Origin of the sequence: Rhizobium sp. 0TCS1.26 (genome assembly GCF_050455525.1) — a bacterium.
In the GTDB taxonomy this organism is placed as follows: Bacteria; Pseudomonadota; Alphaproteobacteria; order Rhizobiales; family Rhizobiaceae; genus Neorhizobium.
In genome coordinates this window covers 817,806-844,120 of the sequence record NZ_JBCIYV010000001.1, presented here as the reverse complement: position 1 = coordinate 844,120, position 26,315 = coordinate 817,806, and the positions used below count along the sequence as shown (strand labels likewise).

28 protein-coding genes are annotated in these 26,315 nt (G+C 63.3%); 17 read left to right on the top strand and 11 right to left on the bottom strand.

The window, feature by feature from the left end:
* The first annotated feature begins 44 nt into the window (after positions 1-44).
* Positions 45-941 (top strand): LysR family transcriptional regulator, encoded by an 897-nt coding sequence (locus AAIH46_RS04110; RefSeq protein WP_430304327.1) that lies wholly within the window; start codon positions 45-47, stop codon positions 939-941.
* A 150-nt stretch (positions 942-1,091) separates the two neighbouring features.
* Here AAIH46_RS04110 and AAIH46_RS04105 read toward each other — a convergent pair whose 3' ends face one another.
* A complete protein-coding gene (locus AAIH46_RS04105) occupies positions 1,092-1,676 on the bottom strand; it encodes a flavodoxin family protein (protein WP_430304326.1) in 585 nt (194 codons plus the stop codon).
* Between the two features lie 103 nt (positions 1,677-1,779).
* Positions 1,780-2,127, bottom strand: a complete 348-nt coding sequence (locus AAIH46_RS04100; RefSeq protein ID WP_430304325.1) for a DoxX family protein — start codon at positions 2,125-2,127, stop codon at positions 1,780-1,782.
* A 133-nt stretch (positions 2,128-2,260) separates the two neighbouring features.
* On the opposite strand from AAIH46_RS04100, the gene AAIH46_RS04095 reads away from it, so the two are divergent.
* Complete coding sequence (locus tag AAIH46_RS04095) at positions 2,261-2,866, top strand: TetR/AcrR family transcriptional regulator (protein WP_430304324.1); 606 nt, start codon at positions 2,261-2,263, stop codon at positions 2,864-2,866.
* 30 nt (positions 2,867-2,896) lie between these two features.
* Here the strand turns inward: AAIH46_RS04095 and AAIH46_RS04090 are convergent, their stop codons facing one another.
* Positions 2,897-3,700 (bottom strand): AraC family transcriptional regulator, encoded by an 804-nt coding sequence (locus AAIH46_RS04090; RefSeq protein ID WP_430304323.1) that lies wholly within the window; start codon positions 3,698-3,700, stop codon positions 2,897-2,899.
* Positions 3,701-3,774: 74 nt separating this feature from the next.
* Between AAIH46_RS04090 and AAIH46_RS04085 the strand changes: the two genes are divergently transcribed.
* Positions 3,775-4,716 carry an NmrA family NAD(P)-binding protein gene (locus AAIH46_RS04085; RefSeq protein ID WP_430304322.1) on the top strand — a complete coding sequence of 314 codons (942 nt, stop codon included), beginning with the start codon at positions 3,775-3,777 and terminating at the stop codon, positions 4,714-4,716.
* Positions 4,717-5,034: 318 nt separating this feature from the next.
* Here the strand turns inward: AAIH46_RS04085 and AAIH46_RS04080 are convergent, their stop codons facing one another.
* A complete protein-coding gene (locus tag AAIH46_RS04080) occupies positions 5,035-5,781 on the bottom strand; it encodes an NADPH-dependent F420 reductase (protein WP_430304994.1) in 747 nt (248 codons plus the stop codon).
* A gap of 65 nt (positions 5,782-5,846) precedes the next feature.
* The gene (locus tag AAIH46_RS04075; RefSeq protein ID WP_430304320.1) at positions 5,847-6,836 is read right to left on the bottom strand and encodes a zinc-dependent alcohol dehydrogenase family protein; all 990 of its coding nucleotides are present in this window, start codon (positions 6,834-6,836) and stop codon (positions 5,847-5,849) included.
* A gap of 140 nt (positions 6,837-6,976) precedes the next feature.
* Here AAIH46_RS04075 and AAIH46_RS04070 point away from each other — a divergent pair, with 140 nt between their 5' ends.
* On the top strand, positions 6,977-7,369 hold the full coding sequence (locus AAIH46_RS04070) for a winged helix-turn-helix transcriptional regulator (RefSeq protein WP_430304319.1): 393 nt from the start codon (positions 6,977-6,979) through the stop codon (positions 7,367-7,369).
* A gap of 111 nt (positions 7,370-7,480) precedes the next feature.
* On the opposite strand, the gene preA is transcribed toward AAIH46_RS04070, so the two are convergent.
* Together preA and AAIH46_RS04060 are read right to left on the bottom strand one after the other, a co-directional pair.
* Positions 7,481-8,794 (bottom strand): NAD-dependent dihydropyrimidine dehydrogenase subunit PreA, encoded by a 1,314-nt coding sequence (gene preA / locus AAIH46_RS04065; RefSeq protein ID WP_430304318.1) that lies wholly within the window; start codon positions 8,792-8,794, stop codon positions 7,481-7,483.
* Between the two features lie 19 nt (positions 8,795-8,813).
* Positions 8,814-10,175: an NAD(P)-dependent oxidoreductase gene (locus tag AAIH46_RS04060; RefSeq protein WP_430304317.1), complete on the bottom strand. Its 1,362-nt coding sequence runs from the start codon at positions 10,173-10,175 to the stop codon at positions 8,814-8,816.
* Between the two features lie 223 nt (positions 10,176-10,398).
* On the opposite strand from AAIH46_RS04060, the gene AAIH46_RS04055 reads away from it, so the two are divergent.
* From AAIH46_RS04055 to AAIH46_RS04025, 7 genes are all read left to right on the top strand, one after another.
* Complete coding sequence (locus tag AAIH46_RS04055) at positions 10,399-10,830, top strand: hypothetical protein (protein WP_430304316.1); 432 nt, start codon at positions 10,399-10,401, stop codon at positions 10,828-10,830.
* Between the two features lie 200 nt (positions 10,831-11,030).
* Positions 11,031-11,495: a FliM/FliN family flagellar motor switch protein gene (locus tag AAIH46_RS04050; protein ID WP_430304315.1), complete on the top strand. Its 465-nt coding sequence runs from the start codon at positions 11,031-11,033 to the stop codon at positions 11,493-11,495.
* A gap of 247 nt (positions 11,496-11,742) precedes the next feature.
* Entirely contained in the window at positions 11,743-12,078 is a 336-nt protein-coding gene (locus tag AAIH46_RS04045) for a DUF2325 domain-containing protein (protein ID WP_430304993.1), read from the top strand.
* Positions 12,071-12,313, top strand: a complete 243-nt coding sequence (locus tag AAIH46_RS04040; RefSeq protein WP_430304314.1) for a hypothetical protein — start codon at positions 12,071-12,073, stop codon at positions 12,311-12,313. The genes AAIH46_RS04045 and AAIH46_RS04040 overlap by 8 nt, the downstream gene beginning before the upstream one ends.
* A gap of 150 nt (positions 12,314-12,463) precedes the next feature.
* Positions 12,464-12,802, top strand: coding sequence for a hypothetical protein (locus tag AAIH46_RS04035; RefSeq protein WP_430304313.1), 339 nt, complete (start codon positions 12,464-12,466; stop codon positions 12,800-12,802).
* A 76-nt stretch (positions 12,803-12,878) separates the two neighbouring features.
* Complete coding sequence (locus AAIH46_RS04030) at positions 12,879-14,426, top strand: cryptochrome/photolyase family protein (RefSeq protein ID WP_430304312.1); 1,548 nt, start codon at positions 12,879-12,881, stop codon at positions 14,424-14,426.
* 44 nt (positions 14,427-14,470) lie between these two features.
* Entirely contained in the window at positions 14,471-15,175 is a 705-nt protein-coding gene (locus AAIH46_RS04025) for an SDR family NAD(P)-dependent oxidoreductase (protein WP_430304311.1), read from the top strand.
* A 3-nt stretch (positions 15,176-15,178) separates the two neighbouring features.
* On the opposite strand, the gene AAIH46_RS04020 is transcribed toward AAIH46_RS04025, so the two are convergent.
* Genes AAIH46_RS04020 through AAIH46_RS04010 form a run of 3 tightly spaced genes read right to left on the bottom strand, consistent with a single transcriptional unit; the run spans position 15,179 to position 16,757 of the window.
* On the bottom strand, positions 15,179-15,604 hold the full coding sequence (locus AAIH46_RS04020) for a DUF3429 domain-containing protein (protein WP_430304310.1): 426 nt from the start codon (positions 15,602-15,604) through the stop codon (positions 15,179-15,181).
* Positions 15,601-16,599 carry an NAD(P)/FAD-dependent oxidoreductase gene (locus tag AAIH46_RS04015; protein WP_430304309.1) on the bottom strand — a complete coding sequence of 333 codons (999 nt, stop codon included), beginning with the start codon at positions 16,597-16,599 and terminating at the stop codon, positions 15,601-15,603. The genes AAIH46_RS04020 and AAIH46_RS04015 overlap by 4 nt, the downstream gene beginning before the upstream one ends.
* Positions 16,596-16,757 (bottom strand): DUF2256 domain-containing protein, encoded by a 162-nt coding sequence (locus tag AAIH46_RS04010; protein WP_430304308.1) that lies wholly within the window; start codon positions 16,755-16,757, stop codon positions 16,596-16,598. Before AAIH46_RS04010 ends, AAIH46_RS04015 begins: the two co-directional genes overlap by 4 nt.
* Before the next feature lie 193 nt (positions 16,758-16,950).
* Between AAIH46_RS04010 and AAIH46_RS04005 the strand changes: the two genes are divergently transcribed.
* The 6 genes from AAIH46_RS04005 to paoC all read left to right on the top strand — a co-directional run bounded on the left by AAIH46_RS04005 (position 16,951) and on the right by paoC (position 25,098).
* Complete coding sequence (locus tag AAIH46_RS04005; RefSeq protein ID WP_430304307.1) at positions 16,951-18,696, top strand: flagellin; 1,746 nt, start codon at positions 16,951-16,953, stop codon at positions 18,694-18,696.
* Positions 18,697-18,891: 195 nt separating this feature from the next.
* Positions 18,892-20,535 (top strand): Na+/H+ antiporter, encoded by a 1,644-nt coding sequence (locus tag AAIH46_RS04000; RefSeq protein WP_430304306.1) that lies wholly within the window; start codon positions 18,892-18,894, stop codon positions 20,533-20,535.
* Positions 20,536-20,674: 139 nt separating this feature from the next.
* Positions 20,675-21,070, top strand: a complete 396-nt coding sequence (locus tag AAIH46_RS03995; protein WP_430304304.1) for a (R)-mandelonitrile lyase — start codon at positions 20,675-20,677, stop codon at positions 21,068-21,070.
* Between the two features lie 240 nt (positions 21,071-21,310).
* Positions 21,311-21,949 carry an aldehyde dehydrogenase iron-sulfur subunit PaoA gene (gene paoA, locus AAIH46_RS03990; protein ID WP_430304991.1) on the top strand — a complete coding sequence of 213 codons (639 nt, stop codon included), beginning with the start codon at positions 21,311-21,313 and terminating at the stop codon, positions 21,947-21,949.
* Positions 21,946-22,896 carry an FAD binding domain-containing protein gene (locus tag AAIH46_RS03985; RefSeq protein ID WP_430304303.1) on the top strand — a complete coding sequence of 317 codons (951 nt, stop codon included), beginning with the start codon at positions 21,946-21,948 and terminating at the stop codon, positions 22,894-22,896. Before paoA ends, AAIH46_RS03985 begins: the two co-directional genes overlap by 4 nt.
* Before the next feature lie 3 nt (positions 22,897-22,899).
* Complete coding sequence (gene paoC / locus AAIH46_RS03980; protein WP_430304302.1) at positions 22,900-25,098, top strand: aldehyde oxidoreductase molybdenum-binding subunit PaoC; 2,199 nt, start codon at positions 22,900-22,902, stop codon at positions 25,096-25,098.
* 76 nt (positions 25,099-25,174) lie between these two features.
* Here paoC and AAIH46_RS03975 read toward each other — a convergent pair whose 3' ends face one another.
* Positions 25,175-26,290 carry a metallophosphoesterase gene (locus AAIH46_RS03975; RefSeq protein WP_430304300.1) on the bottom strand — a complete coding sequence of 372 codons (1,116 nt, stop codon included), beginning with the start codon at positions 26,288-26,290 and terminating at the stop codon, positions 25,175-25,177.
* Positions 26,291-26,315 lie beyond the last annotated feature (25 nt).

The following is a 26,315-nucleotide window of genomic DNA, read 5'->3' as shown; positions in this document are numbered from 1 at the left end:
AAAGAGCATAATGTGGGATGGGTTGTTGATCTGGGAGAACTAATGTGGATGGGAGGCATTTTGCCGAGCTGACGGCTTTCATGGCTATCCATGAGACACGGAGCTTTCGAGACGCCGCCGCGAGGCTCGGCGTGACGGCCTCGGCGCTCAGTCGCACGTTGCGGCGTTTGGAAGACAGGCTCGGCCTTCGGTTGATCAACCGGACGACGCGCAGCGTGAGTTCTACCGAGGCGGGCTTGCTTCTGTACGCGAAGCTCGCTCCGGCAGTCTCGAGTGTTGAAGCCGCGGTTGAAGACGCGATCGCGCTTCGCACAGACCTCATGGGCACGGTCAAACTCAATCTTCCCCGGCTGGCAGCCGAGTTGATCATGATGCCACGACTGTCGAAGTTCAGAGCGCTCTACCCGGGCGTGCGTATCGACATGGTGATTGACGACGCGCTGACGGACATTGTCGCAAAAGGGTTTGACGCTGGCATACGGATCGGCGAGCGCCTCGCCCAAGACATGATCGCCGTTCGTCTCACGAAACCCTATCGTATTGCAGTCGTCGGCTCTCCAGCCTACTTCCTGGACCGCCCGCAACCAGAGACGCCGTACGATCTGACGGCGCATGACTGCATCAATTACAGGTGGTCCACCAACGGCCAGATTTATCGCTGGCCTTTTACGGATTCGGATTCCGCATTGGAGGTCGCCGTAGATGGCTCACTTGTGCTGAACGACACCGGTTTCATTCGTGAAGCGGCACTCGCAGGACTTGGGCTGGCCTGCCTACCGGAGGCGATCGTTGAACCTCACTTCGAAAACGGCGAGCTTGTCCGCGTACTGGATGACTGGTGCGCACCGTTCCCCGGTTTCTACCTTTATCATCCCAGTCGCCATCAAACTCCGGCGGGTTTGAAGGCACTCATATCTTTCCTTCAAACGGAAGAGCGTTAGCCCGGCTCGTTTCCGGTCATGCGCTTGCTTCGGTGAGTGCCCGCCGCAGTTTAGAGGAGGAAGCTCGGTCCCAGCCGGTCCTCGGCTTTGGACCCAAGCCTCCCGCACCGTGGCGCGGGAGGGACTTCATCGAGTTCACCCTGGTCCAGATTATCCCCGGCCAGTCGACTTGAGCTGTCGAGCGACGCCCGCCACTCGCGCCCCATAGAGACGTGCGGTTTCAAGATCGCCGACGGACATCTCCTCCGGTGCCGCGTCGGCATCCGACTGCGCCATCGGGCCGATATAGGAACCCATTCGATTTGCATCATCGCGCAGCGACGACTTCAGGTTCGCAGGCTTGATGCCCAGGCTTACCCAGAGGCCACCATGCTGGCCGGCAAGAAGAGCGAAATACTGCAGGGTGTTCAGCTTGTCGCCGTTGAGGCTGGCGCTGTTGGTGAAGCCGCCGAAGACCTTGTCCCGCCATTTTGCGGAAAACCATGGCTTGGAGGAGGCGTCGGCGAACTTCTTGAACTGCCAGCTCGGTCCGCCCATGTAGGTGGGCGCGCCGAAGATGATGGCGTCAGCGGCATCGAGTGCTGCCCATCCTTCGTCGGAAAGATTGCCCTCCGCATCGATCGCATGGAGCGTCGCTGCGGCTCCTTCGGCGACCGCCGCCGCCATGCGCTGCGTATGGCCATAGCCGGAATGATAGATGACGACGGTGTCCGGGGAGGGATTGGATGTGGTCATGACAGGCTCCTTTTGTGTCGTGGTCCTGCGCCTCGCCTGTCGAACAGGCGCGGTTCAAAGCTCAGTTGTTTTGGTGGATGAGACTGACGGTGTGCCGCCGAAGCTACGAGAACTGGACGAATGCAGCGATCAGCAACAACAGCAGGAATGCCGCTGGCGGCAGTAGGTGGCGGACGTCGCCGGCGCGGAGGATCGCAACGATCGCAGCCACCATGATGCAGCTCCCGAGCGCCACGCCAGCCGTGAATGTCGGGCGAAGGACAAGCAGAGCAGCCGTCATGAGTTCAAGCAATGCGGTGACCCAGCACCACCACCACGGAAATCCGTAGCGGACGAATTCTTCGCGGATCGGCTTGCGGGCGGAGGCGTTGGCGAAGCTGCCGGCGAGAAACGCGGCGGCCGCTGCGAGCGTCGCAGCATTGGCCAGCGAGAAGGAGATCAGGTTCGACATTCGGAGACCCCAACGGTGCAATCGCCTCGGTGACGATAGCGTCGAACATAAATCTAGCAATGCTAGTTTGTCAATCGTTGAAACGGATAATCTTAGTCGCTAGTGTCTCTGAAGAACCAAGCAGGGGCGAACCATGGGTATCAACGAGCGCAAAGAGCGGGAGCGGGCCGAGCGGGAGCAGCGCATCATCGCCGCAGCACGAAAGCTTGCCGAACGGGATGGCTGGGCCTCGGTCACCGTCCGGCGCCTTGCGCAGGAAATCGAATACAGTCAGCCGGTCCTCTACGCCCATTTCGAAAACCGCGATGCGATCGTCGGGGCGGTTGCGCTTGAGGGGTTCGGAGAACTTGCGCCGACGTTGCGCGCGTCGATCCGCCGAGATGCCCGTCCGGCAGAGGCTATGGAAGACGTCGCTACGGCCTATCTCCAGTTCGCCTTCGAAAGGCCGGCCCTTTACGAAGCCATGTTCGTTCTGCCGAGCGGCCTCCGGTTCGCAAGGTCCGACACGCCTCAGGTGCTGCGTGACACGTTCGGAGCGATGATGGCGGTCGTCGAGCCGTTTTCCGCCGAGCCTGAAATCTCGACCGAAACGTTCTGGGCGGCTTTACATGGTCTGGCGGAGCTTGAGCGCCATGGCCGCATCAGAGCAGCGTTCCGAGAGGAGCGTGTGAGGCGTATCGTCGAGATGTTTGCGACCGAGAACGGGGGCGTCCGCACGACGCCGAGGCGCAGTGCATGACGAGCACTGCCGAACGGGCCATTCGGTAAATCAGCTGGCGAAGTAGCGGGTCGGCGTCGTGCCCAGGGCCTTCTTGAACATGACGATGAAGGCGGTGGCGGATTCGTATCCCAGGTCGCTCGATACCCGCTGCACCGTCGCGCCACCGGCCAGTTCGCGCAACGCGATCACCAGGTGCAGTTGCCGCCGCCAGCGGCCGAAGGTCAGTCCGGTTTCCTCAACCATCAGCCGCTTCAGGGATCGCTCGCTCATGGCAACATGTGCGGCCCATTCCACGAGCGTGCGACGGTCGCTCGGCTCCGCCATCAGGGCAGCGGTGATCGCTGCGATCTTGGGATGGCTGGAGGCGGGCAGATCCAGCCCCTGTATCGGCATTTGCGCCAGTTCATCCAGCAAGACCCGCACCATGCGGCCGACATGCTCCTGCGGAGCGGAACTGGCCGGGACATCCGCCAGCCGCAGGATCATCTCGCGGATCATCGGCGACACCGACAGAGTGCAGCACTCCTGCGGCAGCGTCGCGGCGCCCGGTTGAACGAACAGATAGGAGAGGCGCGCGTTGGCCGTGACCTGATTGCTGTGGAGCACGCCACCCGGTATCCACACGCCGCAGTCCGGGGGGACGATCCAGAGACCGTTTTCCGTCCTGCAGGTAACCGCCCCGTGCAGCGCCAGGATGAGCTGCCCTTGCTTGTGCTGGTGCTGCGCCACTTCAGCTTCATAGTCTTTGAAATCGAGGCGGACAGCGACGGCCGGATGATCCGACCGGTCGATATCGAGGTCGTCGAAGCAGGATCGCAGCAGCTTTGCCGATTGGCCCGATTTGGAGATCATTTGGCATTATCTCCAAATTCGCGCGGCCTGCAACAGTCTACCATCGGGCGATCAACAATCGAATGGAGACTGTCATGCGGATTTCTGTCGTTGGCGCCACGGGACGCGTGGGTGCCAAGCTGACCCGGACCCTGCTGAGCGAAGGGCATCAGGTCAGAGCCTTGTCGAGAGGTGGCCCGGTGCTGGATGCATTGGTCGCGCTCGGCGCCGAGCCGTTTCTCGGAAGCTTCGACACGGGAACGGGAGACCTTGACGGGTTCTTCCAGGGTGCCGATGCGGCGTTCCTGATGGTGAAGACCGATTGGAACAACATCGAGGGACACTACCCCGCTGTTGCCCAGCGGTTTGTCGATGCGCTCGAAAAATCCTCGGTCAAGCTGGCCGTCAGCCTGACGGCCATGGGTTCGGACGTGAAGGGGAAGACCGGTCACTTCGAGTGCTTCCACGACCTGGACCAGAAGCTCAACGAACTCGGCAATATCGATCTGGTCCACCTGCGCGCCGCCTGGTTCATGGAAGATGTGGCGGCGTGGACAGCACCGGTTGCCAAATACGGACGCATTGCCGGGTTCTGCAAACCCGACTTGAAGATGCCCTGGGTGGCGACCGATGACATTGCCTGGCTGGCAGCCAGGGAACTGACCAATCCGAGGGGCAGGCACCGCATCACTCTGGAGGTGGGCTCGGAAGATGTCTCGATGAACGAATTGGCCGAGATCATCGGCAAGGAGATCGGCAGGCCGGTGGAGTACCGATACATCGAGACGACCCGCAAGGACGTGGAGGCGGAATTCCTGGCGCGCTTCGGAACGCCGGAGAAATGGCAGGACGACACCCGGAGTGCCGACGTCTTGAACAATGGCATCGTAAGGTTCCATGGGGACCACGAGGATCGCCCGAAATTGCCCACGACCATGACGATGTTCATCGGTGATGTCTGGAAGCCGCGTTACCTGGAGGCGGTGAAAGCGGGTGACCAGCGGGAGACATTTCCCCTGTGGAGCGCCCGGGACTAGCCTGATGTCATGCTGGTTCTTTGAGGCGTTCCGGCATTAAAGTCCCAACCGGATGCTGCCGCGATGATGGAATTGCGGCAGCTCATTTGGGTGTGCAGGCTTTCAGGCGGCCGCTCTTATCCTATCGCGTGATTTGGTATGTAGGCCAAGCAAAGCCTAAACTTACAGTCATGCCACCGAGACGCTGTTTTTGCGTAAGGCATCGAGCCACCGAGGGCGCATCGTTTCGTGAGTTTCGGTGGATCACGCGATCGATGACCGCAACACAGTTGCAATGACGACTGGTTCGTCTGCTTCCGGCCCGAAGCCGACATGTCGTCACATGCAGATAGCCCGAGCCAGGCGGACACCAAAGTCTGCGTCCGGATTGGTCGTTGCGTCGCCGACCCTTTCCTGGATGACGGCGACAACGAGATCACGCCGCTTTGGCAGTCGAGCTTTCTCGGCCTTCGCCAGCGCATCAGGCATCTCTTCACGGGTAAGGTCCGTGCAGTATCCGGGAGCGCCGGGCTGCTGGCGCCAGGATTCTGCGATGGTACCGGAATAGACAGCATCGAGACCTGAGTCCTCGACAAGTGCCAGCCCTACCTCGCGATCGCGGTCACGGTCAGCCGCGACAGGGATAGCAATTCTCCCGGCGCTACCTGCTGGTTTGCCCTTCCGAGCGAAGGAGTCCGAACCGATTGCGTTCCATGCCTTGACGATGGGGCGGCCAAGCTGCTCGGATACCCAGACGCTTTCAACCTTCCCCTCTTCGATCTCAGCGATCTTTTCATCGCGCATTGGATAGTAGTTCGACGTATCGATCACCACCGTGTCTTCCGGCACGGTCGCCAGCAATGGTGCGATGCGCGGTATGCGGTTCAGCGGGATAGAAAGGATGATCGCATCTGCGTCTTTTACAGCTTCCTCAGCAGTGACTGCCCGACCGCCAGAGGCAAGCACCTCGGAAGGGATTGTCTCCGGCCCGCGCGAATTCGCGACCTTCACGTCATGCCCTGCCTCGCTGAGGGTCCGAACCAGGGTCTTTCCTATGTGGCCGACGCCAAGAATTCCTATTTTCATGATCAGATATCCATTCTGTTGTTTCACGGGCTATGGCCGAGCGCACCGCCATAGCCCGTGGCAGGTCAGACAGTCACAACGATCTTGCCGATCTGCTCGTTGCTTTCCAGGAAGCGGGTTGCCTCTTGAATGGCGTCGAAGGCAAAGGTGCGTGAGATCAATGGATCAAGCGTCCCAGAGCGCAGCCCGTCATTGATGAAGGTTTTTGCGCGGGAGAGGATTGCGTCGTCGGAGACGATCTCCGTGTAGAGATAGCCCTTCAATGTCAGGCTCTTGCCTAGCACGGCGAACTGCGGGAACGGGCCTTCGTCCGGGCTGAGAGCGCCATATTCGAGCAGGATGCCGCCAACCGCCATGCAGTCTGCAAGCTGCGCAATGGCCGGGCCGCCAATGGGGTCGAACACAACGCGCGCGCCCTTGCCCCCAGTGATCTCGGTCACGCGGGCTGCCAGATCGTCTTCTTCCGTTGCGATTACGTGATGCGCACCTGCCTTGATCAAGGCTTCCACCTTCGACCTTGTCCGCGTCGTGGCAATCACAGTCGCGCCGACGCTGCGGCCGATCTGGATTGCGGCAACGCCTACGCTGCTTGATGCCGCAGAAACGATCACGAACTCATTCGTCATGAGTTTCGCCTGTTCGACCAGCGCGCCCCAGGCCGTGACATACTGCATCCACGATGCCGCCGCCTGTTCGAACGACAGGTTCTCCGGGTGCTTTACGACGTGACGTGCAGGCACGTTGATGAGCTCGCCGTAGGTGCCCCATCGCGCCATGTCTAGCGTCGGAATAACGCTGACCGCATCGCCTTCGGCGAAACCAATAACCGCGCCCCCGGTCGAAGTGATCGTACCTGACGCCTCATAACCAAGCATCGAGGGGAACTCGGCCTCTTGCAGGTATGCGTGGCGCCGAAACATCACCTCGGCGCGGTTGAGACCGATGGCCTTGACTGCGATCTGCACCTCGTCACTTGCCGGGGCGGAAACCTCGATATCGTCGATCTGGAGAACGTCGGGTTCTCCGTATTCATGAAAGGGGACAACTCTCGTCATGTTGCATGTTCCTTGTATCTCTCCTTCACGCAGTGAATGCAGCGCGAATGGTTGGATCCATTTCGCAACTGGAAGCGAAATTGAAAATACGGTAATCAAATGCACATAGTGTCCAAAAGTATACCGTCGACGAGGTCGGAATGAACAAGGATCGGAACTACGACGAGGTACCCGGCTGCACGATGTATGCGGCGCTCAATCTCATCAGCGGCAAATGGAAGGGCATGATCCTGTATCATCTCCTCAAGGGAACTCTCAGGTTTAACGCCCTGAAGCGAGAGCTGGGAGACTGCTCCCAGCGTCTCCTGATCAAGCAGCTTCGTGAGCTTGAGGACGACGGGCTGGTGGCACGGCAGGTGTTCGCGGTCATCCCGCCCAAGGTGGAGTATTCCATCACGGAGGAAGGCAGAACGCTGGCGCCTATTCTGCTCGGGCTGCGGGACTGGGGTCACGGGTGGCTTGATCGGCGCAATTTAGTAGCCCGCGATGATCATCTTGATGCGCGTAGCGAAAGAGGCGCAGTCACAGCTTGAAGAACGGCGAAGGAAAACGACCAGGCGTACGGGAAGCAATGTCCGCTTCTGCCCGCCTTCCTGCCGCCGGTCTCCGCACCACCCAGCAATCGCCAGCACCCACCTTCCCGATCACTCCGCCGCCACCCGTGACATCGGGTTGTTGGGGTGCGTCGTCCAGTTGGCGTAGGCGGGTTCCACGAGGCGGCCGGTGCGCCGGTCGAGTTCGCCGGGATTGAGCGGCACGAGCGTGATGCAGTTCTCCACCGGACAGACGTTGACGCAGAGATTGCAGCCGACGCATTCCGCCTCGATCACCTCGAAGTGGCGAACCCCGTCGATCATCCGGGTGATCGCCTGATGCGAGGTGTCCTCGCAGGCGATGTGGCAGCGGCCGCACTGGATGCAGGCGTCCTGGTCGATATGGGCCTTGGCGACATAGTTGAGGTCGAGATATTGCCAGTCGGTGACGCTGCCAACGGCGCGGCCGCAGATCTCGTCGAGGCTGCGATGGCCCTTCTCGTCCATCCAGTCGGAGAGGCCGGTGATCATTTCCTCGACGATCCGGAAGCCATAGGTCATGGCCGCCGTGCAGACCTGAACATTGCCGGCGCCAAGCGCCAGGAATTCTGCCGCATCCCGCCAGGTGGTGATGCCGCCGATGCCGGAGATCGGCAGTCCGCGGGTTTCCGGATCGCGGGCGATCTCTGCCACCATGTTGAGCGCGATCGGTTTGACCGCCGGGCCGCAATAGCCGCCATGGCTGCCCTTGCCGGCAATCGACGGGTTGGGCGAGAAGGTGTCGAGGTCGACTGAGACGATCGACGAGATGGTGTTGATCAGCGACACGGCATCGGTGCCGCCGCGTTTTGCCGCGCGGGCAGGGTGGCGGATGTCGGAGATGTTCGGCGTCAGCTTGGTGATGACCGGCATGCGGGTGTACTGCTTGCACCAGCGCACGACCATCTCGATATATTCCGGCACCTGGCCGACGGCCGAGCCCATGCCGCGCTCCGACATGCCATGCGGACAGCCGAAGTTGAGCTCGATGCCGTCGGCGGCGGTTTCCTCGACAAGCGGCAGGATCGATCGCCAGGCATTTTTCTCGCAGGGCACCATGATCGAGGCCACCAGCGCCCGCTCCGGCCAGTTCATCTTGACCTGCTTCATTTCGCGCAGGTTGGTCTGCAGGTCACGGTCGGTGATCAGCTCGATGTTGTTCAAGCCGAGAAGCCTGCGGTCGGCGCCCCAGATCGCGCCGTAGCGCGGTCCGTTGACGTTGACGATGGGCGGACCTTCTTCGCCGAGTGTCTTCCACACCACGCCGCCCCAGCCGGCCCGGAAGGCGCGCTCGACATTGTAGGCCTTGTCGGTGGGCGGCGCCGACGCCAGCCAGAAGGGGTTGGGCGACCGGATGCCGACGAAGGTGTTGCGGATGTCAGCCATGTCTCATCCTCCCCGGATCTCAGGCGACAGCCGCCGCCGGCTGACCGGCAGAGGCAAGAGCAAGATGGATGGCGTCAGCCGCATCGCGGCCATGGGCGACGGCCTGAACGGTGAGGTCCTCGCCGCGGTGGACGCAGTCGCCGCCAGCATAGACTCGGTCCATGGAGGTGCGACAGTGCTCGTCGACAACGATGCGGCCGCGCTCCATCTCCAGCGCGCCGAGGCCGCCTGGCCGAAAACGCTGACCGATCGCCGTCATCACCTGGTCGCAGGCGATCACGCCGATCTCGCCGGTGGAAACAAGCTGGCCGTCGCGTAGCGCCGTGTAGTCGAGCTCGATGCCGGCGACAGCGCCGTCGCTATCGAGGATGCGCCGCGGCAAAAGCAAGTGACGAATGACGACGCCTCTGGCGGCCGCCAGGTCCTGCTCGTAGAGGGAGGCGTTCATCTGGTCCTTGCCGCGCCGGTAGCAGATCGTCACCTCCTCGGCGCCCAGCAGTTTCGCCTGGATTGCTGCATCGATGGCGGTCATGCCGCCGCCGATCACCACCACCCGCCGGCCGATCGGCACCAGCGACCGGTCACGCGCCTGTCGCAGAGCGGCAATGAAATCCACGGCATCGTCGACACCGGCCAGATCGTCTCCCTCGATGCCGAGCTTGTTGGTGTCGGCAAGTCCCAGCCCGAGGAACACCGCGTCATAATCCGCCGTCAGATCTGAAAGAGAGAAGTCCCGGCCGAGCGCCTGGCCGTTGCGGATCTCGATGCCGCCGATCGCCAGCAGATAGTCGATCTCCTTCTGGGCGAAGTCGTCGACGGCCTTGTAGGTGGCGATGCCATATTCGTTGAGGCCGCCGGCCTTCTGGCGGGCATCGTAGATGATCGCCGAATGGCCGTTCATCGCCAGCCGGTGGGCGCAGGCAAGGCCGGCCGGGCCGGCGCCGACCACCGCGATCGTTCTTCCTGTATCAGCGGCGCGGGCAAAGAACTGCCGGCCGCTCTCCAGGGCGATATCTGTCGCATAGCGCTGCAGCCGGCCGATTTCGACGGGACGGTCCTCGGCGGTGTGACGGACGCAGGCCTCCTCGCACAGCGTTTCGGTGGGACAGACGCGGGCACACATGCCGCCAAGAATGTTCTGGCTGAAGATGGTGCGCGCCGAGCCTAGCGGATTGCCCGTGGTGATCTGCCGGATGAACATCGGGATGTCTATCGCCGTCGGACATGCCGTCATGCACGGTGCGTCATGGCAGAAATAGCAGCGATCTGCAGCAACGAGAGCCTCGTGGCTGTCGAAGCGCGGATGAAGGTCGGAGAAATTCTCTGCATAGTCTGCGGGCGTCAGCCGCGCGCCTGCGATACCGCTTTCCAGCCGGTGCATGTTGCTTCCCCCTGTTGGACGGAATTCTTGATGCAACTGACAGAGCGTAACACGCGCCGAATATTTATCAATCGGTAAAAAACGCCTGCGGCACACGCCGGCATGCGCCTTTCTCCTGCGCCACCCGTCAGCCGACTACGTACAATTTGAAGTATTGCCGCCCTCCAGGGGTCGCGTTATATGCTTAACAATTGGTAAATTCCTTATATTTCGAGTAGCTTAGATGACGTCGACGCAGAAGCCTCGCAACTATCTGTCGCAGTATTATGCCGGTATCGATCGGCAGGAAGCGCCGTTCCGCAAGGTCAATCTCGTCGCACGCGCGGTCTACTCGGTGGCGGGGGTCAAAACCTTCTCGGTCATGCAGGTCCGTATCGTCGGGCTGTCGGACACCGGCGCCATCATCCAGTCGAGCATGCTCGACTACCTGTCCGATCATTTTTACCTCTGCCTCGGCGACCGCGAAATCTTCATCACCTGCGCCAAGCGCAACGAGGTGAAGGGCGACATGGTCGTGGCGTTCGCGCAGCGGGAGAAGCCGGATTTCATCGCCGCCCTGGCGCGCATCACGTTTCCGCTCACCACGCTGAAGCGCCTGCGTGGCGCCTGCGGGCCGGTGATCGAGGGTCGAATCACGCGTCGGCACGACAACTGACGCGATCGAAGGGTGCCCCGGCCTGCGCGGCGAGGGACGGGTTGGTCGTCCTTGTGCCGGAATTTGCCAGCGGCGGCGCTGGTGAGGCCCGCGATTGTGGATCTTAACGCAGCGTTAATACTAACCGACAGCGAACATCCCCCGGCTGCCCAAACGGTCCTATTACCTCAGTATTGTCAACTGCACGACGAGGTGGACCCATGAACGGGCATGACGACAGTTTCCCGATGATCGACGGCGATGGCGACACGGCGGTGCTGCTGCCGCAGGCGCAGCCCGGAGAGCCGTTTGCGGCGCCGCTTCTGGAGCCGGCCGACGTCATCGAGCCGGCGCCTGTTCTGGACGCCGCGCCGATCCGCGAACTTCGCCAGGGCGAGGATGCGCTTGCCAGCTGGCTGGTCACGGAGCCGCCGCGCCAGCATGCAAGGCCCGGCACGCTTCAGGATATCCCGGTCGATGTTCAGGCGGTGCTCGGCCGCACGAAGATCTCCATCTCGGAACTGATGGCGGCACAGCAGGGGCACTGCTTCCTGCTCGACCGCAAGTTCGGAGAAGCGGTGGAGCTGCAGATCAACGGCCAGGTGATCGGCTATGGCGAGATCGTCTCCGACGACTATCACAACCTCATCGGCATCAAGCTTATTTCGGTCGGTCCGACAGAATAGGCGCTGGGGGTAGATTAACGTCACGGAACGAGGTCTCAGCGCTTGAGATCCAGCCCATTAAGCTACCGAATTTAATATGAGTACCGCAATCAAGTTTTAACTTTACTCCTTTTGTCATGTTATCTATGTTCGTCCCGACCGCTCCCGAGGGGGCATGACTCGGACAAAGGGATGACGAGCCGTGGCAAAGAAGGACAAGCGCAAGGCCGACAGCCGGCAGCGTACGGCTGCACAGCCTGTAACGAAGGTGGTCGAGGCCGTCAGCGTCAAGAGCTTCCTCTATGTCGGCGGGCGCGATTGCCAGGTGGCCCATCTGCGGCAGATCGCCAGCAACTTCGGCGCCGAACTCATCCATCACGACGGCGGCCTGCGCGAGGCGGTATCGCGCATCGATACGGTTTTGCCTTCCGTCGACTGCGTCTTCTGCCCCATCGACTGTATCAGCCATGATGCGTGTCTGCGCGTGAAGACCGGCTGCAAGAAGTTCGGCAAGACGTTCGTTCCGCTGCGCAACGGGTCGAAATCGAGCCTCGAGCGGGCACTGCAGACGATGAGCGACCGGAGGGCCGGTATCAATGGATGACGATAGACGCGATCCTTCCCTGCTGATCGGACTGCACAAGCTGGCGCAGCACAACGGCGACGGCCTGGTTCCGGAACTCTACGAGCTGTTGAACCGCCGGCCGGACGAACTGCCCGAAGGCGAGGGCATCGTCCGCTTCCCGATCGGCCGCACCCGTCCGCCAACCGTCGAGCCGCTTCGGCAGGCGGAGGGCAACGGCGCGACGATCCTGCCGCTGCGTCGCTCAGGCGGCTGATCGCTGATCCAACTGCCCACCCGTCCGCTGCGCGTTCGGGCCGACCCTAGGTGTGCGGCGCATAGCTGGCCTGTGGACAGCCGATCCCGTTCACCCAATCTGAACCTCTCTCTGCCTACAACCGGGGTCGTAGTCAGCGGAGACATGACCATGCGGCGAATACTCGCGCTTCTGTTTCTGGCGGGTATCGCCACGCCATCCATCGCCCAGCAGACCCCGGAGGCAGCCCTGGCCGATTTCGCCGCCTATTCGCTGCTGCTCGTTGCCAACGACAACTGTCCGGATCTGCATCTGGATCCGGCCAAGCTGAAGCTCGGCCTGGACAGCGCCGCCGACACCATGGGCTGGCTGGAATACCAGCGGCGGGAAGAAGCTGCGTCGCGCGTGGCCACCCATACGCAGCAGTTGCGCAGCGATCCGACCGCCTTCTGCGCGTCGGCGAACACTCTGATGAAGGCATATGAAGAGACCGGCATCCGCTATCGCTGACGCGATCGGGTAATCCACCGCGCGCCATCCGCCGTAGGAAACGAGCACACCTCGTTTCGCACCAATCGGCAGCGCCATGACTCCCATCCGTCACCTCATCCTGATCCTCGGCGACCAGCTGTCCACCGGCATCAGCAGCCTTGCCGATGCCGATCCGGCGCAGGATGTCGTGCTGATGTGCGAGGTGATGGCGGAAGCCACCTATGTGCGCCACCACAAGCAGAAGATCGCCTTCATCTTCTCGGCCATGCGTCACTTCGCCGAGGAACTCCGGGAGAAGGGCTTTCGCCTCCGCTACACGCGGCTCGACGACGGAGACAACGCCGGTTCGTTCGGCGCTGAGGTGCTGCGTGCGGTCGCGGATGTGGCACCGCAAACGATCGTCGTGACAGAGCCCGGCGAATGGCGGGTCCTCGACGACATGAAGCACTGGCAGGCTGAATTACGCTGTCCGGTCGAGATCCGCCCCGACAACCGTTTCCTCTGTTCGCACGCGACGTTCCGGCAGTGGGCGGCCGGCCGGCGCGATTTCACCATGGAATTCTTCTACCGCGAGATGCGCAGGCGCACCGGCCTGCTGATGGAAGGCGACGCGCCGATCGGTGGACGCTGGAATTTCGACAGCGAGAACCGCAATCCGGCACGGCCGGACCTTTTCCGCCCGCAGCGAAAGCGGTTCCCGCCCGACGCCATCAGCCGCGAGGTCATCGCGCTCGTCGCGGAACGGTTCGACGGGCATATCGGCCGGCTCAACCGCTTCGGCTTTGCCGTCACGAGGGCGCAGGCGGAGGAAGTGCAGGATGCCTTCATCGCAGACTACCTGCCGCATTTCGGCGAGACGCAGGATGCCATGCTGGCCGCCGATCCGTTCCTCAACCACGCGCTCCTGTCGTTCTACATCAATATCGGCTTTCTCGATCCGCTGGCCGTCTGCCGGGCGGCGGAGCGCGAATATCTCGAGGGAAGGGCGCCGATCGCCGCCGTCGAAGGCTTTATCCGGCAGATCATCGGCTGGCGCGAATATGTGCGCGGCGTCTACTGGCTGAAGATGCCGGGTTATGTGGAGAGCAATTTCTTCGGCAATACGCGTGGCTTGCCGGGATTCTACTGGACCGGCGAGACGGACATGCGCTGTCTAGCGACCGTGATCGGCGAGACGATCGAGCATGCCTATGCGCATCACATCCAGCGACTGATGGTGACCGGCAACTTCGCGCTGCTCGCCGGCGTCGATCCGTATGCGGTGCATGAATGGTATCTGGAGGTCTATGCCGATGCCTACGAGTGGGTCGAGGCACCGAACGTCATCGGCATGAGCCAGTTCGCCGATGGCGGGCTGCTCGGATCCAAGCCCTATGCCGCAAGCGGCAACTACATCTCGAAAATGTCCGACTATTGCGAGACGTGCCGCTACGACGTGCGCAAGAAGATCGGCGAGGATGCCTGCTCGTTCAACGCACTCTACTGGGATTTCCTCGATCGCAACGGCGAGGCTCTGTCGGGTAACCGGCGCCTGGCGCAGCCCTATGCCACGTGGCGGCGGATGAGTGACCAGAAGCGCCAGGAGTACCGCGCATCGGCGCAGGGTTTCCTCAAGCGGCTCGATGCCGGCGAGCGCGTCTGACCAGACCGGAAGCCTAGAGCACAAAGCACAGGAAGGAGCCTGACATGACCGATCCCATCCTTGCTTCGCTGCCTGCCGGATACCGGGCGCTGGTGATCGGCGCGAGCGGCGGCATAGGCCAAGCACTGGCTTCGGTGCTGGAGGAGGACGAGAATTGTGCAGAGGTCGTTGGCTTGTCGCGCCGCAAGGACGGGCTGGACATCACCTCGGACAACAGCGTCGCCGCCGCTGCATCTCGGTTGTCGGGCGAGTTTCATCTGATCGTCTGCGCCACCGGCGGGTTGACGATCGACGGCGCGGGACCTGAAAAATCGCTGAAGCAGGTGAGTGGCGAGGCGATGATGAAGCAATTCGCGCTCAACGCGGTCGGACCGGCGCTGGTGATCAAGCACTTCGCGCCGATGCTGGCGCGGCGGGAGCGGGCGCTGATGGCGTTTCTCTCGGCGCGCGTCGGTTCGATCGGCGACAACCGGCTGGGCGGATGGATCTCCTACCGGGCCTCGAAGGCAGCCCTCAACCAGATCGTCCGGACCGCTTCGATCGAGCTTGTCCGGACGCATCCGCTTGCCGTCCTGGTGCCGCTGCATCCCGGCACCGTCGCAACCTCCCTGTCGGAGGCCTATGCCGGCAGTCACCCGCGTACCAGTCCGCCGGAGAGTGCCCGGCAGATGCTCGGCGTACTCGACGGCCTCAGCCCCTCGGACAGTGGCTGCTTCTTCGCCTATGACGGCACACCCATCGTCTGGTGAAGGTCAGCCTATGACGATCCGCGTCAGGAAGAACACGCAGACGATCGCCGTGACGCGCATGCGCATCCGCCAGTACCACGGCTTTTCCGCGTGTAGCGGAGCCCGACTGCCTTCCATCGCCAGAAGCGCCAGGAACAGCACGAGCTCGACGATGAGCGTCACTCGGCCGACCGGAAAGGCGAGGCAGGTCCAGCAAGCGAGTGCCACGAAATTGCTCATCACCAGCAGCTTCGCGTCGGGCTGCGTGTCGCGCTGGACCATGCCCCACAGCGTGCCGGCCATGAAGGTGGCGATGATCGCCCCGTAGGCGGCAAACAGCGGCATCGTCGCGTCGCCGATTACCGGCAGGTCCGGCAGCAGAAACAGGGCAAACGGGATTGTGCCGGCGTAGGTAAGGGTCTGGGTCAGGGTACGCGTACTGGTGGTCATCGTCTCTCGCTTGAGATGTCTGTGCGCAGACGCTCGCCCAGTTCCAAGCCGCTCAGGAACGCCGCCTCGACCCGGTTGCCGATACACCAGTCGCCACAGGCAGCGATGCGGCGGTCGGTGTCGATCAGGAGCGGACGGCCGAGCGGCTCTGCAACATTGGCAAAGCGCCAGCGGTGAAGCTCGAGGGAAACCGCCGTGTCGGGATTAAGTTGCGGAAAAAGCTGCCGAAAGCTGGAGAAAATCAGCTGTTTGACGATCTCCGGTGGATCTTGCAGATGATCTTCAGACCAGCGGTTGTCGGCGTGCACGATGAGGCAAGTTTCCGGGTCGCGGCCGGGCTTCGTGTTGTTTGCGGCGACCCACAAGATCACCGGATGATCCACCCGGCTCGCTGCCGGTACTGGGACGGCCTCCGTGCCGAGCCGGATCATCAGCGTGAAGCAGCCGTTCATCCGCACGCCGGCGACTGCCTCGCGGTCGGTGTCCGCGAGCGGCAACAGGTCGAGCGTCTGTGGCGCGGGCGCCGCCGACACCACCCAGTCGAACGGCCCTAGCTGGCCGCCATCGGTCTCCAGATGCCAGCGGCCCGGCTCACCGGTCAGCGACAGCACACGCACGCCGAGGCGCAGGTCGAGGCTCTGCGTCATCGTCTTGGCAATCGCCGTCATCGTCGGAACGCCGACGAAACGCGGCGCGCGGTCGGCCAACCGTGCCACCGTACCGGTTTCGTCGATGCTCGACAGCGGCACGTTCCACGCCTCGATGACCCCGGCATCGAGCAGGGGATGCATGGCGGCATGGAAACGCGCGTCGCGGATGGTGAAATACTGGGCGCCGTGATCGAAGGCAGCGCCGTCGCTGCGCCGGGTGGCCATGCGTCCGCCGACGCCGCGGCTTTTCTCGATCACCGTGACAGCGGCAACGCCGCGCAGTTGTTCGGCCGCCGACAGGCCGGCAATGCCGGCGCCGATGATGGCGATGCGCGGTTCGGTCATCGGAGCTCCTTCGAATGCTCGCCCTTAACGCGACAACGGTCCGAGCAGAATTTCACCGCCTGCCAGTCGCGCTTCCATTTGCGGCGCCAGGCAAACGGCCGTCCGCAGCAGTGACAGGTTTTCGTCGGCAACTGGCTCTTCGGTATGTGCTTCGGCATTCGGTTCACGATTGTCTGTCGCACTCGCTACGCTCCGGTCTGCGAGCCGGATCAGACAAATTGACCGCGCGTCTATCTTATTTTCCTAAAATTCCATATCCGCGTTAGGACTGTGTTAACCAAGTCTGATCCAAATAGTCGCGTTGTTTTCGCTTATGAAAAGCGCTTCACCCCCGACATCTTGGACATGGCCATGACCAGTCTTCTCACGAACGCTGGCGCAATTTCTGCGCTCAGCACGCTGCGCAGCATCACGCGTTCCGCCGACCAGACACAGGCGCAGGTCGCCAGCGGCTACCGCATCGGCAACGCTGCGGACAATGCTGCCTACTGGTCCATCGCGACGACGATGCGCTCCGATCACAAGGCCATCTCGGCCGTCGGCGACGCGCTCAACCTTGCCGATGCGACGGTCGCCATCGCCTACGAGGGCATGAGCGCGACCATCGACATTCTTGCGGACTTCAAGTCGAAGCTCGTGGCATCGGCCGAGCCGGGCGTCGACCGATCGAAGATCCAGAAGGAACTGGACCAGTTGAAGGACCAGGTTTCGGCCATCGCAAGTTCGGCTAGCTTTGCCGGGCAGAACTGGCTGAGCACTGAATTTCCCGACATCTACGACGATACCCAGGCGAAGACCTCGCTGGTGGCGTCGTTCACCCGGCAGCAGTCCGGTGTCTCGCTGGACAGGATGGACGTGCAGTTGTCGAAGCTTGCACTTTTCAATTCCACCGGCGGCGGCATGCTGCAGGCGGATCCGCGCGATCCGAAGACGCTCGGCGGCATCCGCACGGAATACAACAACGGCAACAACCACCTGGTCCGCAGCACCTCGAACCTGCGGGCAGCGACCTATGCCTCGTTCGACTTCAACTTCAGCGGCCCCTTGTCGTTCAACGCCGGCGAGACGATCGCCTTCGACATCACGGTGGATGCCGACAATCCCGCCGACGGCCTGCCGGGCGCGCAAAATCCTGGCAAGACGACGGGTATCGTGATCGACCGCGCGCTGGTGGATACGGTGCTCGGCGTCGGTGCAAACGGTGTCATCAGCACCTATACCGATTACGCTCAGGTGCTGAACAGCGTGCTCGGTTCGAGCGGATCGGGCGCCCGCGCGACCACCTACCGCGACTACCGGAACGATCCGATCATCGACCGGATCGGCATCTGGACGCAGCAGAACTCCGGTCTCGACGGATCCTTTGTCGGGGTCACCAACATCGCCAGCACCGTCAGCTCGGGCGGCCTCGGCAATGCCTCGGATTTCTCGCAGCGCGGCCAGGAGATCGCGCTCAATTTCACGCCCTTCCGGATCTTCGACGGCGTCGAGGTCAGCTTCAATTTCGGCGTCAACAATAGCCCGACCCAGGCCTACACGTTCAACAGCGACTTCGTGAACACGACGCTTGGCAAGACGGATGGCGGCATCGACACGTCCGGCGAGATGGAGACGCTGCTGCGCGCGCTGCTGTCCACCGACTGGCCCGACGTCAACATCGACGCCACCTCCGGCAGCACGATCATGATGGAGACCGACGTCAATGCCGACCGCAAATCCGGATCCGGCACCTATATCGGTTTCACCGGCATCTCGGTGAACATCGAGCCGATCCCCACCCTCAACTTCCTCGACATCGACATTGTCGCCAATCCGCAGCTGATCGAGACCTACATCAGCTATGTCGACGTGGTGTCGGAACGCGCCATCGACGGTGCGGCTCTGCTTGGTTCTTTGCAGAGCCGGATCGGTATGCAGAGCGACTTCGCCGAGCGGCTGACGGACAGCCTGGAGCGCGGCATCGGCAAGCTGGTGGATGCCGACATGAACGAAGCCTCGACGCGGCTGAAGGCGCTGCAGACGCAGCAGCAGCTGGGCGTTCAGGCCTTGTCGATCGCCAATGCCGCCAACCAGAATATCCTGCAGCTGTTGCAGTAACGCTGCCGACGGCAGCCGGGCGAGAGCAGGGCGGGGACAAACAGGCGGTGCGATGGCGGCGCGGCCCGAGGACGGCTGCGACGCTCGCCGTCGCCGAACACTCGGTTCGGCTTGACGCCCAAGAGGCTGCCCCTAGGTTAGCGCCTGAGGGCAGTTCCTTGCCCTTCCAGACATCGAGCCGGGCGAGGGGAGAACATGGAGAGCATCACCATTGCTCTGGTCCTGCTGCTTGCGGTGGTCGTCAGCGGAACGCTGACGCGGCTTTCGCCCATCGCGATCCCGGTGCCGCTCGTGCAGATCGTGCTCGGCGCCGCAATTGCCGGCATCACGGGGTCGGGCGTCGAGCTCGATCCGGACATCTTCTTCCTGCTGTTTCTGCCGCCGCTGCTGTTTCTCGATGGCTGGCGCATTCCGAAGGAAGGCCTGTTCCGCGACAAGGCGACGATCCTCGAGCTGTCGCTGGGTCTGGTGGTGTTCACCGTCATCGGCATGGGTTTCTTCATCAACTGGATGATCCCGGCGATGCCGCTGACCGTCGCCTTCGCGCTGGCGGCGATCATTTCGCCGACCGATCCAATCGCCGTCTCGGCGATCGCCGCCCGGGTGCCGATCCCCCGTCGGCTGATGCATATCCTGGAAGGTGAATCGCTTCTCAACGATGCGTCGGGCCTCGTCTGCATGCGCTTTGCCGTCGCCGCTGCGCTCACCGGATCCTTCTCGCTCACCTCGGCGCTCGGAACCTTCCTGTGGGTGGCGTTCGGCGGCATCGCCATTGGCGCCGGCGTCACCTGGTGCACCGTCATCGCCAAGGAATACGTGTCGCGCAAGCTCGGCGAGGAGACGGGATCGCAGATCCTGATCAGCCTGCTGATCCCGTTCGGCGCCTATCTGGTGGCCGAGCATCTGGACTGTTCGGGCATTCTTGCAGCGGTAGCGGCCGGCATCACCATGAGCTACGCCGAACAGCGCGGACACGCGCTCGGTGCGACCCGCGTGCGTCGCAGTGCGGTGTGGGACACGCTGCAGTTCGCGCTGAACGGCATCATCTTCGTGCTGCTCGGCGAGCAGTTGCCGCGCATCATCACCGGTGCCGCACGGGTGGTCCAGGAGACGGGCCACCACCAGCCGATCTGGCTCATCGTCTACATCGTCGCCATCACCGTGGCGCTCGGCGTGCTGCGTTCCATCTGGGTCTGGGTGTCGCTGCGCTTCACCCTGCTGCGCGCCGTCTGGCGTGGCACGCCACGCACCCGGCCGCACTGGCGGCTGATCGCAGCAACCTCGGCCGCCGGCGTGCGCGGTGCAATCACGCTTGCCGGCGTGCTGACGCTGCCGCTGCTGCTGGACGACGGCTCGCCGTTCCCGGCGCGCGACCTCGCGATCCTGCTGGCCGCCGGCGTCATCGTCCTGTCGCTGATCGCCGCGAGCCTCGCCCTGCCGCCACTGCTGAAGGACCTCGAACTGCCGGCCGAGCCGCATCACGAGCGCGAGGAGGACAATGCCCGGATCGCCGCCGCACAGGCCGCCATCCAGGCAATCGAGAAGCTGCAGCACGAACTGGGCGAGGGACGCAGCGACGTGGACATCTATGCCGATGCGGCTGCGCGGCTGATGGAACTCTATCGCCGCCGCATCGAGGGACGGTCCGGCAGCACGGAAAATGCCGAGCAGGTGCGCGCCGTCGAAGCGGTGGAGCGCCGTATGCGGCTGGCAGCGGTGAAGGCGGAGCGCGACACGGTCTTTGCGCTCGGCCGCGCGCGGCGGATTTCCGACGAGGTGTCGCGCAAGCTGGTTCGGGAGGTGGATCTTGCCGAAGCCCGGCTGAACGCGCTTCCCTGAGGCATGACGCGCTACGTCGGTAATCTTGGCCTTGCCACCTCACATTCCGCGCGTCGCGCGTTATCTCCTCCCCAGGCCACGCGTGCCGGTCGTCTGAAGGGCGGCCGCCGTCCTGTTTCTGCCGATGAAAGGAATTCTCATGGACATCACCCGCAACGGGTCGCAGCCCTCGGCCAAGGGCCCCTCCGACTGGTTCACCGGCACCGTGCGTGTCGATCCGCTGTTTGCCGCCAATGATGCACGTCGTGCGGCGGCCTCCACCGTCACCTTCGAGCCCGGCGCCCGCACCGCCTGGCACACGCATCCGCTCGGCCAGACGCTGATCGTCACGGCGGGCAAAGGGCTGGTGCAGCGCCACGGCGGTCCCATCGAGGAAATCAATCCCGGTGACGTGGTGTGGTTCGAGCCTGGCGAGAAGCACTGGCACGGCGCCTCGCCGACCACGGCCATGACCCACATCGCCACTCACGAGCATGTGAACGGCAAGGTCGTCGACTGGATGGAGCAGGTTAGCGACGCAGAATATGCCGGCTGAGGCAGCCGCCATATTGCGTTTTTGAGCCGCGAAAGCTCTACAGAACAGGGCTTTCCGCGCATGACCCGTCTAGCCTTTACATCATCGCCGGATGCCGTGCTTGACAGGTTCCCGCCGGCTCTGCGATGCCTGATTGTATGCTTGCCGGTCTGCCCTTCGGGCATTGCTGTTCTACTTCATGGATTGGAGCGCGCGAACCACTTTGCGCCGCGGATCCTTCCAGAAAGAAGTGGACCAGACATGCAAAGCCCGTTCGAGCTTGAAATCTCCCGGCGAGGGTTACTTATCTCTTCGGCCGCGACCGTCGCGGTCACCGGAGCCGCGCCAAGCCTCGCGGCAGCTCAGTCCGCAGGAACAGACATGGCCTTGACCAGCAAGTTATCCTTTACCGTCAACGGCGAAAGCCGAAGCATCGACATAGACAACCGCACCACGCTTCTCGATGCGCTGCGCGAGCATCTGCACCTGACCGGCACCAAGAAGGGCTGCGATCATGGCCAGTGCGGCGCCTGCACGGTGATGGTCGACGGACGGCGGATCAATTCCTGTCTGTCGCTGGCGCTGATGCACGAGGGCGACGAGATCACCACGATCGAGGGACTTGGCGAACCGGGCAACCTGCACCCGATGCAGGCCGCCTTCGTCAAGCATGACGGCTTCCAGTGCGGCTACTGCACGCCGGGTCAGATCTGTTCCTCCATCGCCGTGATCGAGGAGATCAAGGCGAACATCCCGAGCCACGTCACCGGCGATCTCAATGCCACGGCGCAGATGACGCCGACCGAGATCCGCGAACGGATGAGCGGCAATATCTGTCGATGCGGGGCGTACTCCAACATCGTCGATGCGATCGTCGAAGTTGCGGGAGGCAAAGCATGAGAGCCTTTACCTTCGAACGCGCCGCCTCCGTCGAAGCGGCTGCGAAATCCGCTGCTGCCAATCCGCAGGCCAAGTTCATCGCCGGCGGCACCAATCTGCTCGACCTGATGAAGCTGGAGATCGAGACGCCGACGCATCTCATCGACGTCAACGGCCTGGGGCTGGACACGATCGAGCCGACGCCGGACGGCGGGCTGCGGATCGGGGCGCTGGTGCGCAACACCGAGCTTGCCGCCGACCAGCGGGTGCGCCGCGACTACGGACTACTGTCGCGGGCGCTGCTGGCTGGCGCTTCCGGCCAGCTTCGCAACAAGGCCACGACCGCCGGCAACCTGCTGCAGCGGACGCGCTGTCCCTACTTCTACGACACCAATCAGCCGTGCAACAAGCGGACGCCCGGAAGCGGCTGTTCCGCCATTGGCGGTTATAGCCGCCAGCACGCCGTCATCGGTGTCAGCGATGCCTGCATCGCCACCCATCCGAGCGACATGGCAATCGCCATGCGGGCGCTCGATGCCGTGGTCGAGACGACGAAGGCCGACGGCACCACGCGCTCGATCCCGATCGCCGATTTCCATCGCCTGCCGGGCGAGACGCCGCATATCGAGACGGCGCTCGAACAGGGTGAGTTCATCACTGCGGTCGTCCTGCCGCCGCCGATCGGTGGCAAGCAGATCTATCGCAAGGTTCGCGACCGGGCATCCTACGCGTTCGCGCTGATCTCGGTGGCGGCGGTCATTCAGCCGGACGGCACGGGCCGCGTCGCGGTCGGCGGCGTCGCCCACAAGCCGTGGCGTGTCGAAGACGCCGACGCGCAGCTGAAGAGCGGTGCGCGGCCAACCGCTCAGGCGCTTCTGTCGGGCGCCCGCCCGACCGAGCAGAACTCCTTCAAGGTCACGCTGGTCGAGCGCACGCTCGGCGCCGTGCTTGCCGAAGCAAAGGGTTGATCCATGCAGTTCGATACACCAGCGACCACCAACCCGATCGATCGCCTGAAGGTGGTCGGCCAGCCGATCCCGCGCATCGACGGGCAGTTGAAGACCAGCGGCCGGGCTATGTACGCCTATGAATGGCACGATCCGAACATGCGCTACGCCTATGGCTATCCGCTGGGAGCGGCGATTGCCAAGGGCCGCATCACCGCCATGGACACGTCGGCGGCGAAGGCTGCCGATGGCGTGTTGGCCGTCGTCACGACGCTCGATGCCGGAAAGCGCGAAAAGGGCAAGTTCAACACCGCCAACCTGTTTGGCGGCGATGTCGTCCAGCATTACCACCAGGCGATCGCCGTGGTGGTGGCGGAAAGCTTCGAGCAGGCGCGTGCCGCCACCGCACTGATCAAGGTGACCTATGCCGAAGAGAAGGGCGTCTTCGATCTCGAAGCGGCCAAGGGCGATGCCGTCAAGCCGTCGGAAGACAGCGAGCCGGATTCCAGCCATGGCGATTTCGCCGGGGCGTTCGCCTCGGCCGAAGTCACCCTCGACGAAGCCTACACGACGCCCGACCAGAGCCATGCGATGATGGAGCCGCATGCGTCGATCGCCGCCTGGAACGGCGACGAGCTGACGCTCTGGACGTCGAGCCAGATGATCGACTGGTGGCGGGGCGACCTTGCCACGACGCTCGGCATCGACAAGGAGAAGATCCACCTGATGTCGCCGTTCATCGGCGGCGGTTTTGGCGGGAAGCTGTTCCTGCGCGCCGATGCGGTGCTTGCCGCGCTCGGTGCCAAGGAAGTCGGTCGTCCGGTCAAGGTGGCGCTGCCGCGGCCGCTGATCATGAACAACACCACCCACCGTCCGGCAACCATCCAGCGTATCCGCATCGGTGCGGGACGCGACGGCAAGATCACCGCCATTGCCCACGAAAGCTGGTCCGGCGACCTGCCGGGCGGCGGACCGGAAACCGCCGTCATGCAGACGCGGCTGCTCTACGGCGGAGAGAACCGGATGACCGCCATGCGGCTCGCGACGCTCGACCTGCCGGAAGGCAATGCGATGCGGGCGCCCGGCGAAGCGCCGGGCCTGATGGCGCTGGAAATCGCCATCGACGAGATGGCCGAAAAGCTCGGCCTCGATCCGATCGAGTTCCGCATCCTCAACGACACGCAGGTGGATCCGGAAAACCCGGAGCGTCCGTTCTCGCACCGGGATCTGATCGGCTGCCTGAAGCTTGGTGCCGAGCGCTTCGGCTGGAGCGGTCGCACCAGCCCCGGCGCCCGTCGCGAGGGCAACTGGCTGATCGGCACCGGCGTGGCGGCCGCCTTCCGCAACAACCTGCTGCTGCCCTCCGGTGCCCGTGTCCGGCTTGGCCAGGACGGCGTGGTAACGGTCGAGACCGACATGACCGATATCGGCACCGGCAGCTACACGATCATCGCCCAGACGGCGGCCGAGATGATGGGCCTGACCGTCGACAAGGTCGGCGTGCATCTTGGCGATTCGCGCTTTCCGGTGTCTGCCGGTTCAGGCGGCCAGTTCGGCGCCAACTGCTCGACGAGCGGCGTCTATGCGGCCTGCGTCAAGCTGCGCGAAGCGGTGGCACAGAAGCTCGGCTTCAATTCGGAGGATGTCACCTTCGAGAACGGCATGGTGCGCTCCGGCAACCGTTCGGTGCCGCTTTCCGAAGCTGCCGGTCCCGAAGGACTGACTGGCGAGGACAAGGTGGAGTGGGGCGATCTCTCGAAGACCCACCAGCAGTCGACCTTCGGCGCCCATTTCGTCGAGGTCGGCGTCGATGTTGCGACTGGCGAAAGCCGGATCCGGCGCATGCTGGCAGTCTGCGCGGCCGGTCGTATCCTCAACCCCATCACCGCCCGAAGCCAGGTGATCGGCGCGATGACCATGGGCGCCGGTGGCGCGCTGTCGGAGGAACTGGCGGTCGATACCCGTCGCGGGTTCTTCGTCAACCATGATCTGGCGGGCTACGAGGTGCCGGTGCACGCCGACATCCCGCACCAGGAGGTGATCTTCCTCGACGAGACCGATCCCTATTCGTCGCCGATGAAGGCCAAGGGGATCGGCGAGCTCGGCCTTTGCGGCGTCTCGGCGGCGATCGCCAACGCCATCTACAATGCGACGGGCATCCGCGTGCGGCACTATCCGATCACGCTCGACAAGATGATCGGCGAACTGCCCGACGTCGCCTGAGCGATGTCCACACACAACAACGGCGGCGGGACATCCATCCCGCCGCCGTTTGTCGGTCTTCCTGCCGCAAGAACCGTTACCCCTTGCGCAGGGTGATGACCGTCAGTTCCGACGGCCGGCCCAGCCGCAGCGCAAAGCCTGGCCACAGCGCCGTGCCGTTGTTGACGTAGAGCGTCATGCCGCCGACCTCGTAGCGGCCGGAGACGAAGCCGTTGTTGGCGCGGGCGACCAGACGGTCGAGACCGACGACCATGCCGCCATGCGTATGGCCCGACAGCTGCAGCGCCACGCCAGCCTCGGCCGACCGAGGTGCAAGCCGCGGCTGGTGTTCGAGCAGGATGACCGGCGCATCCTGAGGGGCACCTTCGAGGGCAGCTGCAAGATCCGGTGCCGGCGAGGGGCCGCCCAGTGCCGCAAGATCGGTGACGCCGGCGACCACCAGTTTATCGTCGCCGCGCTGGATCACGGCGTGGTCGTTCAGCAGCATCCGCATGCCAAGGCTCGCGTCATGCTGCATCCAGGTCTGATAATCGAAATAGTATTCGTGGTTGCCGGGGATCGCCAGGATCCCATCCGGAGCCCGCAACCCGGCCAGCGGCGCCACGTCGGCGCGCCGGTCCTGCAGGCTGCCGTCGATGAAATCACCGGTCACGACCATCAGGTCGACCCCCAGCGCATTCGACCGCTCGACGACCTCACGCGTCCAGGAGGCTGGAAACAGCCGGCTGATATGCAGGTCCGTCAGTTGCAGCAGGCGGTAGCCTTCGAAGGCTGGCGGCAGGTTGCGGATCGCGACCTCGATGTTCTTCACCGGCGGAACGCGCACCGCCTGGGCAACACCGTACGCGGAAAGACCGAGGGCGATGGCGCCCATGGCATAGCGCAGTTCCGGCGGCACGGCCGGGAAATGTCCGAGGAACGGCGTGACAACGACGGACACGACATCGAGCGCGATCTGGAACACCGCCAGCAGGATGAGCGTGGCCATCAACAGGTTGAAGCCGATGACCAGCGGTCTTGGAAACTCCGGTGAGAACACCGAGCCGGAGGAGAGCTTGTTGAACAGGTGATACTGGGATGCGACGAGGAGGAGGCCGGCGACCAGCAGCTTGACGGACCACAGCCAGGGCAGCGGCTGGATGAAACGCAGAAGGACAACCAGCCAGGGAAGCCCGAAGATCAGATGGAACATGAAATATGCCTGCTTGCTGCACTGA